Genomic DNA, 18,119 nt, shown 5'->3' on the forward strand with positions numbered 1-18,119 from the left:
TTTAACAAAAATTAAGTAATGTATTAGGCAATAATAATGACTTCAACAACTGTCAACTCAACTTAGGTACGATCCAAGAAAACCTGTGGATTACTTATGGGCACTTAAATTCCGAAATTTTGACTGAGGACATTTAGAGTTGCTCTACAAGCCTTGTTAGCCTGAACTGCCAACTCAATTCTTTTTGTTGGCAGTTCATTTTATTTTAAGCTTTTCGTAATGTCACAAAACTATGACATGGCTGCCTATTTTTGACTTTCTAAAGTAGCCGTTTTTGCGAAATTTGTCATGAAATTTTAACAATTTGATCCCGAAAGAGTTCAAAAATTCGTGGCAGCCTTAAAAACAGGTCTCGCACCCCCTTGATCCCACGGGGAGGTTAATGGTTATTATTTTTTAACAAAAGGCTCCTCTATTCTCAAAAAACAAAAAGTGCTGACCTTGGCATAACCAAAAATTGAAAGAGAATAGCCCGCAATTTAAAACAAAACACACTGAAAAAAAAATAACTAAGTAGAACAGGGAGTCAAAGATAAAACAGCTGGAGTGGATTCTTAGATTCAATTGACCACTTTTAACAAGAGGTATATCACTTACCTTTCAAACGACTGGAGGCCAAATTCATGGCAAAAGAACGCCCACCGCTAGAAGAGATGACATTGCGGCAACTACGCAGAGTTGCCAGTGAATATGGAGTCTCTCGCTACAGCCGAATGCGTAAATCTCAATTGCTGGCAGCGATTCAAGACGTAGAGCGCAGCAAAGTTTCTATTAGCCAATCTCGCTTAATGGAGGCACAGGAAACCGTGGAAGCAGCAAAATTTGAATTGGGTCAGGAAGATCGTAATGGCGGTACACTTGCTGATGTAGATGAAGGAATAGGCGACTTACCTTCTGGTTATGGTGAAAGCCGGATTGTGTTGATGCCTCGCGATCCGCAGTGGGCTTACACTTATTGGGATGTTCCTAACGACCATAAGGAAGAACTGCGCCGTCAGGGAGGACAACAACTGGCACTGCGTATATATGATGTAACTGACATCAGCTTGGATTATCAAAGTCCTCACAGCATTCAAGAGTATCCTTGTGATGAGCTAGCACGGGAATGGTATTTACCAGTTCCTGTCAGCGATCGCGATTACGTCATTGATATTGGCTACCGTTGTGCAGATGGCCGTTGGTTAGTACTAGCCCGTTCTACTCCCGTACACGTTCCTCCAGTTTATCCATCCGACTGGATTGAAGATGTTTTCTTGACCGTCAATTTTGAAGAAGAATTACGCGGTAAGACTTTCTACGAACTAGTTCCTCCTGCCAAGAAATTTGCTGCTACTGCTGCAAATGGCAATGCCATTTACGACCAAATCTTTGGCATGGCAGAGTCTGTGGAAGCAATGCGGGTTGCTGGTTCACTTTTTGGTTCGATGCAGCACGTTCCTGGCTCAATGGTTCCAGAACAAGCCATCAGTTCCTATGTCTTCCCATCTGGTGTCGGAATGTGGGCTGTTCCCACCGTATCTGGTTTAACCATGTCTGGTGTTGGTATGTCTGGTGTTGGCTTCTCTGCCTCTGCTGTACCAGTACGTCCGCGCCAGTTCTGGTTAATTGCCGATGCTGAGTTGATTGTCTACGGTGCAACTGAACCCGATGCGACTGTGACAATTGGCGGTCGTCCGATTAAGCTCAATCCAGATGGAACCTTCCGCTTCCAGATGTCCTTCCAAGATGGCTTGATTGACTATCCAATCATGGCTGTTGCTGCTGATGGCGAACAAACACGTTCAATTCACATGAAGTTTACTCGTGAAACTCCATCACGCAATACCAACACTAAAGAAGAAGCCGTTTTAGAATGGCTATCTTAAAATTTGGGATTCCAAATTAAGTAAGTTAACAAAAATAGACTAAAAGCACAGATCCCCGACTTTTTAGAAAAGTCGGGGATCTTAATTAAATAGATAACGATATTATTGATACTAACAAAATCCTGTATCCTGCAAAAACTTAAAAATAGCTGTATTTACTTCTTTAGAAGCTCCCATTGAGGCATCATGACAGCACTTAGATAGAATTTGCAACTTAGAATTAGAAAGACATTGATGCAATTTTTCGCCATGACTAGCAGGAAACCAACTATCTTGTTCACCCCATAAAATTAATGTGGGACATTGAATAGCACCGAGGTTATTTTGGATATGGCTGAGTAAATTTGGTTTATTGGCTTGAAAATTCTCAATTTCTTGTGCAGCTATTTGTATTTCTTCAGCTACTTTAGTAAGAGTACCGGGAAATTCAATAAACGGATAAGTGATCCAATAAACATCTTCTTGAGTCAAAATAGATGGATCGAACAACACTCCGCGCCGTTCTATTGCCATAACTTCCCTGACGAACGGTGCCAACAGATATGCTAAACGCAACGTATCAATTGTTTGCACTACTTCCAGTGGCGTATGAGCAAGTAGTGACATTCCCCAATGAGGCAAGCGTTCAGCAAAAATAGGTACATTTACTACTATTAACCGCCCTACTAACTGCGGGTTTTTTTGAGCAAAGGCAAGAGCAACTAATCCACCTAAAGATTCTGCCACAATTGCTACGGGTTCATCAGTTAGTTCCCGAATTATTCGCTCTAACTCAATCACTTGATGACCACTTTGTTCTCGACGAGAGACAGGTTTCTCAGAAAAACCGTAACCTTTGGCATCAAAACAAATCACCCGAAAGTGTTTAGATAATGGCTGAATGCTGTGACGCCAATTATAGCTCCAGCTACCCATCCCATGTAATAAAATTAGGGGTTTACCAGTACCTATTTCACCATAGGCAATTTGTACAGGATAACCATGAGCATCAGTAATTGTTACACTTTGCCGCCCTTGCGGAAAAGTCACTTGCCACCAATCTTTCATTCTTTTTTTCAATCACTTTTTTAATTTCCAGTTAAAACTCCCCACAGCAGTCTAATTAGTAGCATAGGCAATGCAACTAATACAATGGTGATAACTAGTAATCCAATGAAAACTACAAAGACAAACCACCCATCTGCACTTTTCCTGTGGCTTGGAAACTTTAAGTATTCTTCTAGCAGTTTAATATTGTATTCGTTTGCTGTCCAAGCAAAGTCAAAAAAATCTCCTAATACTGGGAAAGCACCTACCAAGCCATCAATTATGATATTGACAACCATTCTGCCCAAAGTAGCTGCTGGCGTACCTAAGCGTGCTGCTTCCAAAATAATATAGGCAGAAAGCATAACGCCCAGAAAATCACCACCAATAGGTATCAATCCTATAATTGGATCTAAACCAATACCCAAGTTTGTTCCAGGAATCACAACAGCTTTATCTAGTAGCCGACTTAGGTGACGTAACCGCCTCAAGGTGGGTACTCTAACTTCAGGTTCAATTGTGTAAAAGCGAGAGAGTGGTTTAGACATAAGAGCGATCGCATTTTTCTTACTAAATCGCAAACATTCTACTCTCGTCTGGAAAATTTTCAAGTATATTTTTTGCTATAAGTAACAATAATTACTACATCAGTCATTGGTCATTTGTTAGTAGGGGAGGCAGCGCGTTGCCGGGGTTCCCCCGGTTGTAGCGACTGCCGTGCGGGTTTAGAAGATAAATTATCAGTTTGAACGGCAAGATTATCAACAAAACCCGCCCGTACAGTGGTTAGTAGTTCTCTTTCCATCTCCTTGTCCCGGCGTCCCCGCGTCCCCTGTCCCCTTATCCCCCCATCTTCCCCATTACATCTATGACTCAGGAATTAACACAACAGTGGTTAACAGAAATTCAGACATTGCAACAGCAAGTAGCACAGTTACAGCAAGAACGTCATGCTGGATGGGAAAGTGCACAAAAGTGGCGTAAACTTTACAACACAGAAGCTGAACAGCGCCGCACAGATGCTGAGTTCTTTAAACAAACGATCGCATCCTTGAAAGCAGAAATTGAGCGTTTGCAAGGTGTTGAAGAAGAACGATTCAATGAAGCTACAGCTAAAACTGCGATCCAAAAAGAAATAGCTCAAATTAAATCTTTAGAAGAATTGAAAGCTAAAGTTATTAGCGTCATTAAAGAACGCGATCGCCTGCAACAAGCTTTGAAAACAGAGCGAGAAAACCACGCCCAAACCCGCAAAAACCTTACTACCGCCTTGGGTGATGCAATTGATAGCTTGACACGGGAGCGTGCTACAGAAGCAGAAGGTCAAAAGCGAAGATAAAACCTTAGGAATGGGCGATCGCTTCTAGTTTCCAATTGGCGGTGCTAATGGACGACGAGGTTTACCACCACCACCAATACTATTCGGCCCATTGTTGTCCACAACCTTCAAAACACCAATTATTTTGGTGAGATCGGCTTGGAGCGCTTTATCGTCATTAAAGTAATGTCCAGTAACTGCCTGGTACTCCTGCTCGGCACTATGGTCAATACCAAGATAGTTATAGTCAAAACCAGAATCGTCAACGACGTAAGCACCGTAGTTCTGCATCGCTTGAAAAATCTTTTTGCCTGCTTTGGTAGTTACTCCCAAACTTTTAACATTAACGTTCGGTGGAATTGCCAGCAAAGAACCCATGACTAAAGCTGGGTTAGAACCCTGGTATTGTTGCGGTGCGCCTGCATCAGCTGCACGAGCTGGCCAACGGCGGCCGGGGGTTGATGATGAAGGATTATAATGCAACCACTTACCCCAAATCACAAGTTTGAGTGCATGACGAATAGGTGCATTATTGAACAACTCGCCTTTGCGAATACTCCCGCCAATACTTGACATCCCTGAGCCACCATGACCACCATCAATGCCATCCCCATAAATGTCAGTCTTTCCAAACCAACTACCGTAAAACGGGCCGCCCTCTTGACAGCGAGCCGTCACGTTAAAAGAGACTAGGGTTCTGCCATCAGGTTTGAGAACAGCTGAGGAGTTATTTGGAGTAAAATTTTGCCTTGCATCCGGAATAATCAGATCTCTAGGAATATTCAAAGGCTCTGCCGCTTCGGGATGCCACTGTGCCTGTTGTTGGGGAGTTTTACCTGTGCAGCGACCTTCGCCCCAAGCTCCAGGCATATAAGTTGGCACAACTGGATCTGTATTTTTTGTTCTAATTAACCAAGTAGTGTCTACTCCAACACCTTTTGAGCCAATATGGACATCAACGTACTTAGCATTCGAGCCAATCGGCATATTCCAAATGCTATCGCAAGCGAACGGCCACGTATATTTATCACGTGGTTTCCCTGAACCGCATTTACTATCGTCTGCTTGGGCTATGAGACTGGGGGCAGCAGTTGGGGTTAGGTGTAAAAGCTTTTCCCTGCTATTTCTCAAACTCAAGCTGAATTGATTTTGCGTGTTAACGCTGCTTACTTCAGCTACATTCAGAGCATAGCTAATAGCACTCAAAGCACTGGGATCAAAAATTATCATTTGCCTCTTCTGTTTCCATCAAAGCTAGTAGAAGCTCACGCACCGATCCGATATGAGCTGGCGTGAAACCGAGTAAAGCCTGACTTAACCTGCGCAAGTAAGAGCTGCTCAATCTTTGTTTAGGGTGATTTATATTGAGTTATTGCTTAACAAGAACCTGCATAAATTTCCAGCTCCTATTGTACTGAAATCTGAAAATATGAAGAATTTCTTAAGCGATAAGTCTAATCTATAAGGATTTGTCCAAAAATAGACCAAACCAAATCAAGATGTCAATAGCTTGATATTTATCTACTTTTTATTAAGTATCTGTCTTGAAAATAGGGTTGGGAGAATGGGGAACAGGGAACAGGAAAATATTTCTTTTCCTGCCCTCGTTGTGTGATTTATTACATAATTGTTTGTTTTGCACAATTCTCAAGAAGAGGCAGAGGCTCTCGTTACCAGGTTCAACCTGGTAACGAGGATTTGTGGGCTGGCGGGAGGACGTTACAATCCCATTGCCTCAGCTACAGCTTTAATTTCCGCCTCAATACCTTGTTTAAATTGGCTTTGGCTGTGTTTAATGGCCGTATCTGGATCTTTTAAACCGTTGCCTGTGAGGACACAAACTACTGTTGCACCTGTAGGAATTTGCTCCTTCACCTGCAACAAACCTGCGACTGAAGCAGCGCTGGCTGGTTCGCAAAAAATGCCTTCCTCTGATGCCAGTAGTCGATAGGCATCCAGAATTTCTGCATCTGTGACGGAATGAAAATTCCCCATACTCGCTGATTTGACTGCAACGGCTTTTTCCCAGCTAGCAGGGTTACCAATTCTAATGGCAGTGGCTATGGTTTCTGGATGTGCCACTGGCTTACCTGTTACTAAAGGAGACGCACCAGCAGCTTGGAAACCCATCATCCGAGGTAAGCGATCGCACTTGCCAATTTGATGATATTGACAAAATCCCATCCAATATGCTGTGATATTTCCCGCATTTCCCACAGGGATGCACAGCCAGTCGGGAGCATTACCCAAGGTATCAACTATTTCAAAAGCCCCTGTTTTTTGTCCTTCTAAGCGAAAAGGATTAACTGAATTCACCAAAGTCACTGGATAGCTTTCAGCCATTTCCCGGACAATTTCCAGCGCACAGTCAAAATTTCCTTTGATTGCCAGTACCTCTGCACCATACAGCAACGCCTGTGCCAGTTTACCCAATGCCACATACCCATCGGGAATTAATACAAAAGCACGCATTCCTCCACGTTTAGCATAAGCCGCTGCCGCCGCCGAGGTATTGCCAGTACTTGCACAAATTACAGCTTTTGCGCCAGCTTCCTTAGCCTTAGAAATTGCCATTGTCATTCCTCGGTCTTTGAAGCTACCAGTGGGGTTAAGACCGTCGTATTTAGCAAAAACACGTACTTGTCTGCCAATACGTTCTGCGATCGCAGGAATTGGAATTAAAGGAGTGTTACCTTCCAACAGAGTCACAATTGGCGTTTTATCGTTGACAGGCAAGTATTCACGATATTGCTCTATAAGTCCAGGCCAGGGTTGGCGATGAGGTTTAACAGCAGACAGGCTCAAAGTCACGGGATTTTAAAGCTTATTAAAGTGTTTTGTTTAGTTACTAGAGATTAAGGGCTAGAAAATAAAAAAGAAAAAGTATTTTTGACTTTTGACTTTTTCACTAGTCCCTAGTAATTAATGTAGAATGCCAGTTTATCTTTTTAGGTGCTTCTATGGAAAGCTTTGCACTACGTTTTATTAACTGTTTATGCACAAGCTTGTTGTTTTCTGAGGGAACAAAAACCATCTCCTTGATCGTCATTTAGTATACAAGTCGCAATATATTACAGTGGCAAATAGAAATTATATAATTTTTTAATAAATCTTCAAAATCGTTTATTATAATATCACTTAAGGTGTGAGTTAATTTTTGAATTTAATAAGCAATGTCTAAATCTAGTGTTTCTGATTTCGAGCCCCAAACTGTCTTGGCAACAAAGTTAGATAAATGTTTTTATCAGGCGGATCAGCAGGTCAAATTGCTACACTTGCAAGCAGAAATTGACTGCCTCTTACAGCAATTGCAAAATCTGAAATTACAGCGTATCGAAAGCACCGTCAAGGAAGAATAGCTGGATTAATGGTACAGGTAATACGACCATCGCTTCAAACGGTTATTACAAGTGCGACGCAGCTAAATTTTTTGATTTGATTTTTGTAGTCAAATTTTGCGAACATAGCGCAAGCCTACATTTCTATCGCACAATTTTAGTGGCGTCACGCTATTACTCAAAGCGCTGATTTTTTTCTGACCAGCGCTTGAGTTTATAAGTATTGGCATTTTCTACCAGTAATGCCAAAGAATCTGCTGCTGAAAGCTTGGCGATCGCCGTCAAAAACTGTACAGAGTTATTGCTGAAATCTGTATAAATTATTTTACCAGTATCAGATAAGATGAGTGTGCGAGGGCGGGATTGATCTGGTTGTTGCTCCTGATCCTCATCTGAGGTTTGATGCAAAGATTTTATTGCTTCTGCCGAAATAGTTAGCACTGTTTCTGACTTCCCATTGCCTGTTAAATCAATCTCTTGTATAGGCCAATAGCCTAACTTTTGTAACATTTGAGGAAAGCTTGGTATTTCACCGGGTGGTAATTGTCCAGAAGCTTGTAAGAAACGCCATACCGTTGAGAGTATAACCTTTACCCGCAATCCATTTTGTTGGTAGAGTTGTTCAAGAGTAATCGGAGATGACTGCACCCACTCCAGTGCTTCTGTTGTCAGCGCTAACGGAGGTGGTTGCATAGCATTGCTGCTATCTTGAGGAATTTTTTCATTCGCAGCAACTAGTAGCTGTAATTCTGTGTTGCGTGAGCGTACACCCTTAACTGTTGCTGTAACGATTTTTTGTTCTCCATTAGTAAGCCAGACAACGATTTCAATCTCAGGATCGGAAGTGAATCCCAAACTTTCCCAGAAAGACTTAATTGAGGAAGCTTTAGTCAAGTTCAAATTTGCAAAGGGAGAATACAGCCAACGTTTACCGTTATGAAAAGCAGAAACCTGTACTTGATACCAAGCTTGCTTTTCTATTTTTTGTGTTTTGACAAAATTTGGTTGCCACCAGTCAGTGGGATTTACTGCTGCGATCGCCTGTACCGAACCAATAATCCGGCTAGGATGGCTGGGGTTAATTTGCAACTGTTGTGCAAGTAGACTTTGGATGTATGCAAAAGACTCTTGGGAAAGTTTGGTTTGTTCCTTCAAGAAAGAATTGGCACGTTCGTGTCCGTATTGAACTGCTAAGAGCAAAGCTCCCCAGGCTTGCACTTCCAATCGATGAGGATTGACTTGCAGTGCTGCCTCAACGCGACTCCACAACCTCCCTGCATCCGCCTTTAGTAAACTGTTAATTTCCTGGGCATTCTGCGGTGATGCCTCAAACACCTGCAAAGCTTTTTCCCAACGCCCATCGATTAAATCTGCTAATACTTGTTGACTAGGACTTACCCAAGTTGTATCAGCTTGGGTTTTCGTGAATTGAGAGTGCAAGCGAATCATATCGATTTGTGCTTGTGCTGCTGCGGGCATTTTTCCTTGGCGTTGTTTGGTTATAAATTGCAACCATTCCCACGCTGGTGTCCATAATCCACTGCGGGCGATCAGCAGCGCATTTTGGTAAGCGGAATCATTGAGAGCAGAAGATTGCAAAGAAACTTCTTCCAATTGAACAGGGTTGAGGACAAACTCGATTGGCTTGGCTTGATAAACACGTAGCTGAGGTTCAAAACCTACTGTTTGATCTACTACTAATTCTTTGGCACCACTACCAGTTACTTGTCGCCATTGGGGTAGTCGCCCAGAGGGACTTGTCCAAGACAACATGAGTTGGAGGTGGCTGCGTTCGGGATTGTAGTGAACGATATAACCGTAAGCGATCGCATTAGTTCCTAAGGTACGCTTACCCTGCAAATAAAACCAAATACCTGGGGATGGTGTCTCGCCTTCAAAGCGCCCCACTTCACTAATAGGCAGGAGCGTACTCGAACCTTGGCGCTCAGAACTAGCATTGACTAAGGGGTTGAGTACAAATGATTCTTCTAGCCCAGTTACAGGCAATTGAGCCATCAAATTGTAGTATTTTTCTGGTTTTGATTGTAGTTCTAAGTTGTGCGATCGCTGATAGACTCTAAGTTCAACTACATCTTTACAGTTTGACTGACAATTGACACGTTGTTTGAGAACTGGTAGTACAAAAGCTTCTGTTGGGTTAGCTTCTAAGGGTACAATTTCTCCTGCCATCCACCCCTGTTTTGTGAGGTTGATTTGAATTTCACCCAAGCTTTGAGGTTGTTCTGTACTATTGAAGGAAAATTTCACCCATGTAGGTATAAGCTGATTTAGCCAAGTGACTTTGTCAGGGTTTAGGATTAATTCAATGCTCACCCAGGCAAAAGCTGTAATTAAACCAACGCTGCCGAGCAAAACTGCGATCGCCACCGTTAATACCAGATGGTTTCTGCTTCGAGCAGAAGTTGTCTTTGCTTTACTCTTTGGATTTAGAACCGGGCTACTTCTTTTTTGAGAATTGTGTGTGGGACTTTTCCCTTGCCTCTCCTTCAAGTTTTTTTGTAATTTTTTGACTGTGTGCTTCTTTGTAGTTTTGGCAGAAGATTGATTTTGTTGATTTTGTCTGTATGGTTTTGGCACTGGATGGATGGAGCGATCTCCCATATTTTTTCAGTATATTTAACTATAATTAAAGTTACTTTTATTTTATAGTCGTCATCTTCTAATATTGCCTGAAAAAATAAAAGTGTTGTTTTTTACAAATTGCGTAAATTTACCAATGTCATGTTCAAGGAAACTTTAATAAGCTCTACCCTGGAGGTTATGTAAGTAGAGTGTAAAAAGTTGAACAATGGTCAAGCCTGGGTCATAACGTTATTACTGGTAATGGGAGTCACCGGACTACCAACAAAAGCGATCGCCATTCCGACAGAAAAGTTAGAGGAACAAACAGAAATATCCTCTAGTGCCTTTGACGATCCGATGGCACCAGTTACATCAGTTTCTCAACTCAGGGACGTGCAACCTACAGACTGGGCTTTTGGTGCATTGCAGTCATTAGTAAAACGTTATGGCTGCATTGTAGGTTATCCAAATAGGACATATCGCGGCAAGAGTGCTTTAACTCGTTACGAATTTGCAGCCGGATTGAATGCTTGCCTAGATCGGGTTAATGAACTTATCACCACAGCTACCAACGATCCAATTCGCCATGAAGATTTAACAACCCTACAAAAATTACAAGAAGACTTTGCTGCTGAGTTGGCAACTTTGCGCAATCGAGTCGATAATTTAGAAGCTCGCACTGTTCAAATTGAAGCCAATCAATTTTCGACTACCACTAAACTTAGCGGCTTATCAATAATTGGCATTCAAGGGCGTAGCCGCAATCGTGCCGATATTTCTCCTAGAGATGGGATAAAAGATACAGATGATCCAGGTACAAACACTAATATTATCTATCAACACCTGCTGTTTTTAACTACTCAACTCAGTCCCCGCAGTTATTTATTTACTGGTCTTTTGGCTGCCGACGGTTCAACAGAACCTAGATTTAGCAATGATGTCTATCTTAGTTATGAATATCCCACTGATGGTCAGTTGATCGTAAGCGATCTCAATTATCACTGGCTTGTCACTGATAATTTAGCAGTGATGGTGGGAACAGAAGGTGTCAGTATGTCCACTGCTTTTCGAGGCCCGAATCGGTATGAAAGTGCTGCTACAGGGCCATTATCATGGTTTGCACAAAGAAATCCAATTTTGGACATTGGATTTGGTAAAGGTGGTATAGCTGTTGATTGGCAATTTGCTAAACGGGCTAGCTTGCAGGCAATTTATTCTAGTAATACTCCTGGAAATCCTGGAAAACGCAACGGTTTATTTGACGGCAACACAACTAGTGCTGTGCAATTATTACTGACACCATCTGACGTTTTAGATCTCAGTTTATATTACGTTAATAATTATTCATCAGATGGATGTTTGCTCAGTTTTGCAGGTGATGATTGTTTAACCGCAATTAATCCCGCAACAGGAAAATCAGAACCGCTACAAACAAATGCTGTTGGCGCTTCTATGAATTGGCAAATTTCACACCGCGTTACTTTAGGTGGGTGGTTTGGTTACACAAATTCTTATATTCCTGGCAGATCGGGAACTGTAGAGACAACAAATTACATGGTATATCTCAATTTTCCTGATTTGTTTGGCAAAGGTAATTTAGGTGGAATTTATTTCGGACAGCCTCCAAAAATCACAAATAGCGATCTGCCCGTAGGAAACAATGTTCCTGATTTCATCAATACAGGTTTAGGACGCGCGGGCGGACAACCTGGAACAACATATCAAATCGAAGCTTTTTATCGCTTCCAGGTAACAGATAATATCAGTATTACACCAGGGATAATTCATCTCTGGGAACCCGGACATACTCCAGATAGCGATCCAATTACTATGGGTGTTTTGCGGACTAGCTTTAGTTTTTAAGTAGAAGTTTACTAGACGAAAAACATGGCAGACTTTAATTTATGTAATGAAGCCACAAAATATTTCTTTGACGAAACTTTATAAATACTTTATAGCTTTTTTTCACAATTGCCTCAATCAGCCATAACACAAGGTTTTTATAACAGTACACAAAAGATTGAATCTTTCCGAGATTTCTCTCTTGTATATCCTCTTTCCAAAAAGATAAATTTTGAATAGTTAATTGTCGGTACTAGCTACTAGGGAAAAAGAAATTCTTCCCAATCCCCAGTCACTAGCCCCCAGTCCCCTTTCTGAGTGCATCTATCAAATCATTTTTTATCGGCTGACAAATAAAGTATCAATAAACAATGTATATGGGCATAAATAAAAATTAAAAATATTTATGCCTATCTACCTAGCATTTTTTATAAAATACCAGGCTCAAAATTAGATGAGATAAGTTTTTTATACTCCACCAAACTTTAAATTTTAATTGACAACACACATATATATTTTGTGGAATACAGTCTTTGGGTTCCATAAACAATTCATATCGATTTAAAAAGATTTTGAAAAACAACTATTTATATGCATAAATTTCATCATCATTTGTTAACACTTGTCTTAATAGTTAGCTCCGCTTCAATTACGATGCCCTCTTATGCTCAAAATGTGAGAAAGTCACATCCAGGACAAACTGATAGTGATACTATATCCATATCCAATCAAATTGATATTTCTACAGAGCAAAATGTGCAACCTCAATTAGGTGATCCATCTGATTCATTCAATAAAGATTTAGCCACTAATACTGAACAAGCCGTAACTAATTCCAATCCACGCATTCCCATATTTAGCAAAATTTTCCCTGTACCTTCCATGCAGCAGTAATCTAAATTAAGATATTTATTCCATGCTACGATCGCATAATTTCAAATCATAGCCTTCTCGGCTTTGCTAGCTAATAGATCCCCGACTGCTTAAATAAGTCAGGGATTTTAGTACATTAACCTTTCAGAACTAATCAGACAAACTACTAATCACTAATTGTACAGACGCGATTAATCGCGTCTGTACCAATGACTAAATTTATAATTGATTTCGTGCTTTGAGCCGCAAATATTTCTCTACCAATTGATCTGCGATCTGATTTGCTGGTGCATCAAGTACTAATACACCTTTTTGCTTCAGTTGTGCGAATGCCACTTGTCGTTGTGCTAATAAATCTAGGGCGACTGCACGCCTATAAGCAGCAGTAACATCTCCTGAGTTCCCCTCCACAGAAAGAGGAGTATGCGCTAGAACATCCACTTGCGGATCGCGCAAGGTGACGGCAAACGGCAGATAACGGGGAGTAAGCCTGGAAAGTGCAGCAAGGAGTTCACTAGAGGCAGTGACATCTACTATGTCAGTGATAATCACTACAAGTGCTCTGCGGCTTTGCTGCTGAACAACATGAGTAACAGCGCCTATATAATCAGATTCCAGCAATACTGGCTGAATGGGAGTCAGGCGATCAATTAAAGTACTTAAGTGTTGTTGTCCACGTTCTGGGGAAATCCATGTGTGCATTTGTCGATCAAATACACCTACCCCAACGCGATCGCCTCGATGTAACCCAGCCAAAGCTAAAGATAAAGTCGTATTTAAACCCCAGTCAAACCGTTGCAAATTATGTACTTTTGCTGTCATCAATCGTCCGCGATCCAGCAAAATCAGAAAAGTTTGCTCTTGTTCTGGTTCCAGTACCCTCACGAATGGAGGTGTATTACTAGAAGCACCTACCCGACGTGCTGTAGCTTTCCAATCAATGAAGCGCAAATCATCTCCAGTTCGATAGTTGCGCAGTTCGGCAAACTCCGTGCCGATACCCAAACGACGAAATTGGCGAATTGAACCAGAAGATTGCAATGTCAGACGAACAGAGAGCGATCGCAACCCTACCAAATCTGGATAAACCCTAACTTTCAAACTTTGGGGAATCTTCCAATCGCTCCAAGCTAATCCCCAAGTGCCGAGTTGTCGTACCTGAATATCTCCCCAAGCAAACTCTCCGCGTTGGGTTGGGTGAACAGTATAAGTGAATTCTTTGGTGGTGTGACTGGGAAATGTGGCGCGTAGTGTTGGATCGGATACACCAAACTCAGTTGGGTAGTCATCGTGGATTTGAATTAGCGCCTTGGTTTTCTCTGATGTGACTCGCACTACAACCAAATTATCTCGCCCCACCGACAATCGCGGCTGTAATTCACGCACTACCTGAACGCGATCGCGACGTACTCGTAAACCATCCACAACCATTAATACCAGAACTACAGCATCAAATAGCAAAGTAATGACGAAGCTAGTAGGAATACTGAAAAAAATTGCGAAAATAAAGGCGATCGCAATTCCTAAAATTAACAATAAATAAACTCTTTGAGAGGGTATCATTTCTTGAAAGATGGGGAAAATAAAGAAAACCAGCAGCAGGGAAAAAGAAATATTAGCGATCGCATTTATTATTTCCCAAACTGTTGTTTCTCCAAGTCGGCAATATCATGCATTGAGTTTTGTAACCATTCTTGAATACTTGGTTCCCATCCCTGAGTAAACTCGGTTTGCAACCAAGTATCAACAATTGCCAAAGCGGATTCTGGTGAAGTAAGGAACCCTCCCAAAGTAAGGATATTGGAATTATTGATCGAGCGAGATTTTTCAGCGGCATTAGGATTTTCGCACACAGCCGCATAAACACCAGGATGCTTGTTGGCAATAATAGCCATTCCCATTCCCGTGCCACATACTAGAATGCCCCGTTCTGCTTGTTGGTTTCTTACCCTTTGAGCTACCACAGTTGCAGTCTCATAATAAGGCGTCGTGGCAGTGCGATCGCTAATACCTAAATCTTCTACTTCTATTCCTTTTTTTAGTAGATGTTGCTTGACTGCCTCCTTCAGTTCAAACCCGTAAAAATCTGCTCCCAGTGCAATCTTCATAGCTATTTTCCTTACCTAGTTTTAGAAAAATCAGCGTTGCTGAATTTGGATATGAAATGTAAAAATAAAGAACTCTCAGCTTTTACTCTCTGCGACTCTGCGGACGCCAGTTGCTACAACGCGCTTAACCCGCAAGGGCGCACTGGCTCCTCTGCGTGAGACAAATTCATACTTTGAATCAGCAACACCGAAAAATCTTACTGTTGTTATTACAATTATTTTTTTTAGACTTACGCATTTTCAACAGAGACTTTCCCATCTCACCTTGGTACTGGTACTTTATTTAGTATCGATGCGATAACATCATCAATTTGTAAATTATCCAAGAGTGCTTCAGGTTTCAAAAGCAGGCGATGACGCAACAACGGAGGTGCAACTGCTTTGATATCATCTGGAGTGACAAAATCCCGCCCCGACAAGTATGCTGCTGCTTGTGCCGTCACAAACCATGCACCAGCGGCACGAGGTGATGCACCTAATGCCAAATCTGGATATTGTCGTGATACTCTTACCAATCCAAGCAAATAATCAATAATTGGTTCCGAAACTTTCACTTGTTTGACTTCTTGTCGCGCTTGCAAAATTTCTGTGACTGTTGCCACTGGTTTGAGACGGGCAATATCCAAGCGTCGTGCTGCAAAACCCACCTGGCGATTTAATAACATTTGCTTTTCCGATGCTTCATCAGGATAATCTACTACCAACTTAAATAGAAACCTATCCAGTTGTGCTTCTGGCAAAGGATAAGTACCCTCGAATTCCAAAGGATTTTGCGTTGCAATCACCCAAAATAAATCTGGTAAAGGCAAACTTTCACCATCTAGGGTTACCTGCATTTCTTCCATCGCTTCTAGTAGTGCTGCCTGAGTTTTGGGAGGCGTGCGGTTAATTTCGTCTGCTAATAAAACTTCGGTAAATATTGGCCCCTTTTTCAAAGTAAAATTACGGCTATTTAAATCAAAAATATTCGTACCAGTAATATCCGCAGGCAAAACATCAGGCGTGAGTTGAATGCGACGAAATTCTGCTTGAATTAATTGCGCAAGTACTTTGACGAGAAGTGTTTTACCAGTTCCTGGCACTCCTTCTAAAATTACGTGTCCACCTGCCAACAGCGCCATAAGTAGCTGTTGTATGAGGATAGATTGCCCGACAATAACTCGGTTCAGCGCTTGGCTGAGGCGATTAAACACAGAAATGCTTTCGCTCATGTTGTTATTTATACTTATTATAGTTAAATAATAGTAGCCTTTATAAATTGCGTACACTAAAAAGGTACTGGGTACTAGGGATCGGGGATTGGGTATTGGGTATTAAAATTTCTTTCTTCCTAATCCCTGTCACCTGTCCCCTGTCACCTATTTCCTATTCCCTTTCATCCTCAAGGTTTGCCATTTCTGCAACCAGCCAATCAATTCTCGTTCACTGATGCGGCGTTTTCGATATTGCTGTTGTAAGACTGCATTTAATTCTGCTCCAGTAGTGCCTGTTTGCTGTTGCCAAGCATTAATTAAAGTTTGGCGATCCAACAGTTCCGATCCCAATCCCAAGGCTTTTTGAAGTTGCAGTTGTTCCTCTTTACCTACCATCTCAATCGCAAAGTCTGTGGATTCAGCTTTTTGTAGTACTGCTGCTAGAGCCTGGATGTAAGCTGTACTGTTATCAAGTTTAGGTGTATCTAAAGTTGCCAAAGTATCAAAGCGACGATTTTTTGCCCAAACTAACACCGTTAGCAAGACGCCTATTTGTATCAATGCCGGAAATAATGGAGTTTGAGCTAAATAACTAAATATGTCATCTCTGCCTTCACTCTTTCTAACATCAGCATCTTTATGACCGTGGATGTATTCATCCACAAATAATAAGTTACCTTTTTGATTAACTAAATCAGCTAAATACTGGAAATTACTTAAATAATCTTGATAGGCATTAGCAGCCAAATAGGGAGTAGTAGAAAAAATAACTTTTCCATTACCTTGCTTTTCTTCCCAAACTACAGCGCCAAAGCGATCACCCAAAGAAATTTTGTCCTTGGATAGAGACGACTTTCGTCGCCGCGTTTCAATTTTGACATCACCTGAAGGTGATTTTTGCATAGTGCTAAATTCGGCTGCGCTTACCCGTTCGCGTACACCTAAGATAATTAAAGTATTGCCAGCTTTTACCCATTCTCTTTCTTCAGACAAAAAAATTGGCTCGCTTAACTGACTGTAAATTTGTAGGAGAGTTACGGGACGTTTTTGTGTTTTTAATTCCTGAAAAGGCTTTTGCCAACGTTTGATAGTGCTTCCACGGTCTTGCATAAAAGCATACCAAGCGCCATAGCCATCGGGAGCGCGGCTGTAGGTAGAACCACTATTAATTTTGCTACCACTGGGAGCAGCGATCAAAGTAAGTAAAATGATTACTACCAAAGCGATCGCAATCAACCAGACGAGGCGGTTTGAAGATTTCATATCAAAAGGCTAATGCTAATAGCTCATAGTAAGAGGACAATCAACTATTAGCAAATTAGCTATTAGCTATTTCCCCATATGCTTGGCGACACTGCTCGTAATTTTCAGATTGAATCTCAGCATCACCAAAACATAATTGTTCATGAGTAGTAATCAAGGTTTCATAAGGCTGCATTTGAGTACTAGATAATCGCAACAATTGCAAATATTCACCATCAGTACGACTTGCTTTGTGGGAGAGAACGCCTTTTTCGTGCAACTGTTGCAACATTGCAAAATAAAGATAACGGCAAGCATCTCGGTAGTTGCCTTGACGATGTAATTCTTGCGATCGCCTTAAAAATTTTGCTACTGACAACTCATTGTTTGTGTCTTTTGGAGCAGAACCAGTAAAATTGCCCATAGCAGCCAGCTTGGAATATAAATATGGACTAAATTCTCGCCATAACCGCCAAACTACCCAAGCTAAGAATAAGCCTACCAAAAGCCAAAATAGAAACTTCAGCAGTGATATCACCCAAGAATCTATTGACCATCCCGCAGGCAATTCTGGTAAAGTTTGATTGAAGCCAGACAAATGAAATTCCAGCCATTCCCCAACTTGTTGCTGAAACTGTGAAACTTGCCAGCCCCAACTGGTTTTTTCAAAGGCATCTGTTGTCATAGAGTTAGGATTTAGGAATTATTCCGGATGTTAACTTAAAATTTTT

General features: G+C 41.5%; 16 protein-coding genes. 5 read left to right on the top strand and 11 right to left on the bottom strand.

What is annotated here, in order from left to right:
* The first annotated feature begins 623 nt into the window (after window positions 1-623).
* Window positions 624-1,865, top strand: a complete 1,242-nt coding sequence (locus U2718_RS06525) for a DUF4912 domain-containing protein (RefSeq protein ID WP_341996417.1) — start codon at window positions 624-626, stop codon at window positions 1,863-1,865.
* 111 nt (window positions 1,866-1,976) lie between these two features.
* On the opposite strand, the gene U2718_RS06530 is transcribed toward U2718_RS06525, so the two are convergent.
* From U2718_RS06530 to U2718_RS06540, 3 genes are all read right to left on the bottom strand, one after another.
* Window positions 1,977-2,912, bottom strand: a complete 936-nt coding sequence (locus U2718_RS06530; RefSeq protein WP_341996415.1) for an alpha/beta hydrolase — start codon at window positions 2,910-2,912, stop codon at window positions 1,977-1,979.
* Window positions 2,913-2,932: 20 nt separating this feature from the next.
* Complete coding sequence (locus U2718_RS06535) at window positions 2,933-3,439, bottom strand: DUF4112 domain-containing protein (RefSeq protein ID WP_341996414.1); 507 nt, start codon at window positions 3,437-3,439, stop codon at window positions 2,933-2,935.
* A gap of 110 nt (window positions 3,440-3,549) precedes the next feature.
* Window positions 3,550-3,696, bottom strand: coding sequence for a hypothetical protein (locus U2718_RS06540; protein WP_341996412.1), 147 nt, complete (start codon window positions 3,694-3,696; stop codon window positions 3,550-3,552).
* A 63-nt stretch (window positions 3,697-3,759) separates the two neighbouring features.
* On the opposite strand from U2718_RS06540, the gene U2718_RS06545 reads away from it, so the two are divergent.
* Complete coding sequence (locus U2718_RS06545; protein ID WP_341996410.1) at window positions 3,760-4,230, top strand: hypothetical protein; 471 nt, start codon at window positions 3,760-3,762, stop codon at window positions 4,228-4,230.
* Between the two features lie 24 nt (window positions 4,231-4,254).
* On the opposite strand, the gene U2718_RS06550 is transcribed toward U2718_RS06545, so the two are convergent.
* Both U2718_RS06550 and thrC read right to left on the bottom strand, forming a co-directional pair.
* Window positions 4,255-5,439 carry a hypothetical protein gene (locus U2718_RS06550; protein WP_341996409.1) on the bottom strand — a complete coding sequence of 395 codons (1,185 nt, stop codon included), beginning with the start codon at window positions 5,437-5,439 and terminating at the stop codon, window positions 4,255-4,257.
* Window positions 5,440-5,928: 489 nt separating this feature from the next.
* Entirely contained in the window at window positions 5,929-7,020 is a 1,092-nt protein-coding gene (gene thrC / locus U2718_RS06555; protein WP_341996407.1) for a threonine synthase, read from the bottom strand.
* Window positions 7,021-7,382: 362 nt separating this feature from the next.
* Between thrC and U2718_RS06560 the strand changes: the two genes are divergently transcribed.
* On the top strand, window positions 7,383-7,568 hold the full coding sequence (locus U2718_RS06560) for a hypothetical protein (RefSeq protein ID WP_341996406.1): 186 nt from the start codon (window positions 7,383-7,385) through the stop codon (window positions 7,566-7,568).
* A 153-nt stretch (window positions 7,569-7,721) separates the two neighbouring features.
* On the opposite strand, the gene U2718_RS06565 is transcribed toward U2718_RS06560, so the two are convergent.
* Window positions 7,722-10,169, bottom strand: coding sequence for a hypothetical protein (locus U2718_RS06565; RefSeq protein WP_341996404.1), 2,448 nt, complete (start codon window positions 10,167-10,169; stop codon window positions 7,722-7,724).
* Between the two features lie 222 nt (window positions 10,170-10,391).
* Here U2718_RS06565 and U2718_RS06570 point away from each other — a divergent pair, with 222 nt between their 5' ends.
* Both U2718_RS06570 and U2718_RS06575 read left to right on the top strand, forming a co-directional pair.
* A complete protein-coding gene (locus tag U2718_RS06570) occupies window positions 10,392-11,993 on the top strand; it encodes an iron uptake porin (protein WP_341996425.1) in 1,602 nt (533 codons plus the stop codon).
* A 570-nt stretch (window positions 11,994-12,563) separates the two neighbouring features.
* Window positions 12,564-12,866, top strand: coding sequence for a hypothetical protein (locus U2718_RS06575; RefSeq protein WP_341996402.1), 303 nt, complete (start codon window positions 12,564-12,566; stop codon window positions 12,864-12,866).
* Between the two features lie 198 nt (window positions 12,867-13,064).
* Here U2718_RS06575 and U2718_RS06580 read toward each other — a convergent pair whose 3' ends face one another.
* From U2718_RS06580 to U2718_RS06600, 5 genes are all read right to left on the bottom strand, one after another.
* On the bottom strand, window positions 13,065-14,408 hold the full coding sequence (locus tag U2718_RS06580; RefSeq protein WP_341996400.1) for a DUF58 domain-containing protein: 1,344 nt from the start codon (window positions 14,406-14,408) through the stop codon (window positions 13,065-13,067).
* A 68-nt stretch (window positions 14,409-14,476) separates the two neighbouring features.
* Window positions 14,477-14,953, bottom strand: coding sequence for an RpiB/LacA/LacB family sugar-phosphate isomerase (locus U2718_RS06585; RefSeq protein WP_341996398.1), 477 nt, complete (start codon window positions 14,951-14,953; stop codon window positions 14,477-14,479).
* 260 nt (window positions 14,954-15,213) lie between these two features.
* Window positions 15,214-16,164 (bottom strand): MoxR family ATPase, encoded by a 951-nt coding sequence (locus U2718_RS06590; RefSeq protein WP_341996397.1) that lies wholly within the window; start codon window positions 16,162-16,164, stop codon window positions 15,214-15,216.
* Window positions 16,165-16,311: 147 nt separating this feature from the next.
* On the bottom strand, window positions 16,312-17,409 hold the full coding sequence (locus U2718_RS06595) for a DUF4350 domain-containing protein (protein ID WP_341996395.1): 1,098 nt from the start codon (window positions 17,407-17,409) through the stop codon (window positions 16,312-16,314).
* 55 nt (window positions 17,410-17,464) lie between these two features.
* Window positions 17,465-18,073: a DUF4129 domain-containing protein gene (locus tag U2718_RS06600; RefSeq protein ID WP_341996393.1), complete on the bottom strand. Its 609-nt coding sequence runs from the start codon at window positions 18,071-18,073 to the stop codon at window positions 17,465-17,467.
* Between the last annotated feature and the right edge of the window lie 46 nt (window positions 18,074-18,119).

The sequence above is a fragment of the Chlorogloeopsis sp. ULAP02 genome (assembly GCF_038404745.2).
In the GTDB taxonomy this organism is placed as follows: Bacteria; Cyanobacteriota; Cyanobacteriia; order Cyanobacteriales; family Nostocaceae; genus Chlorogloeopsis.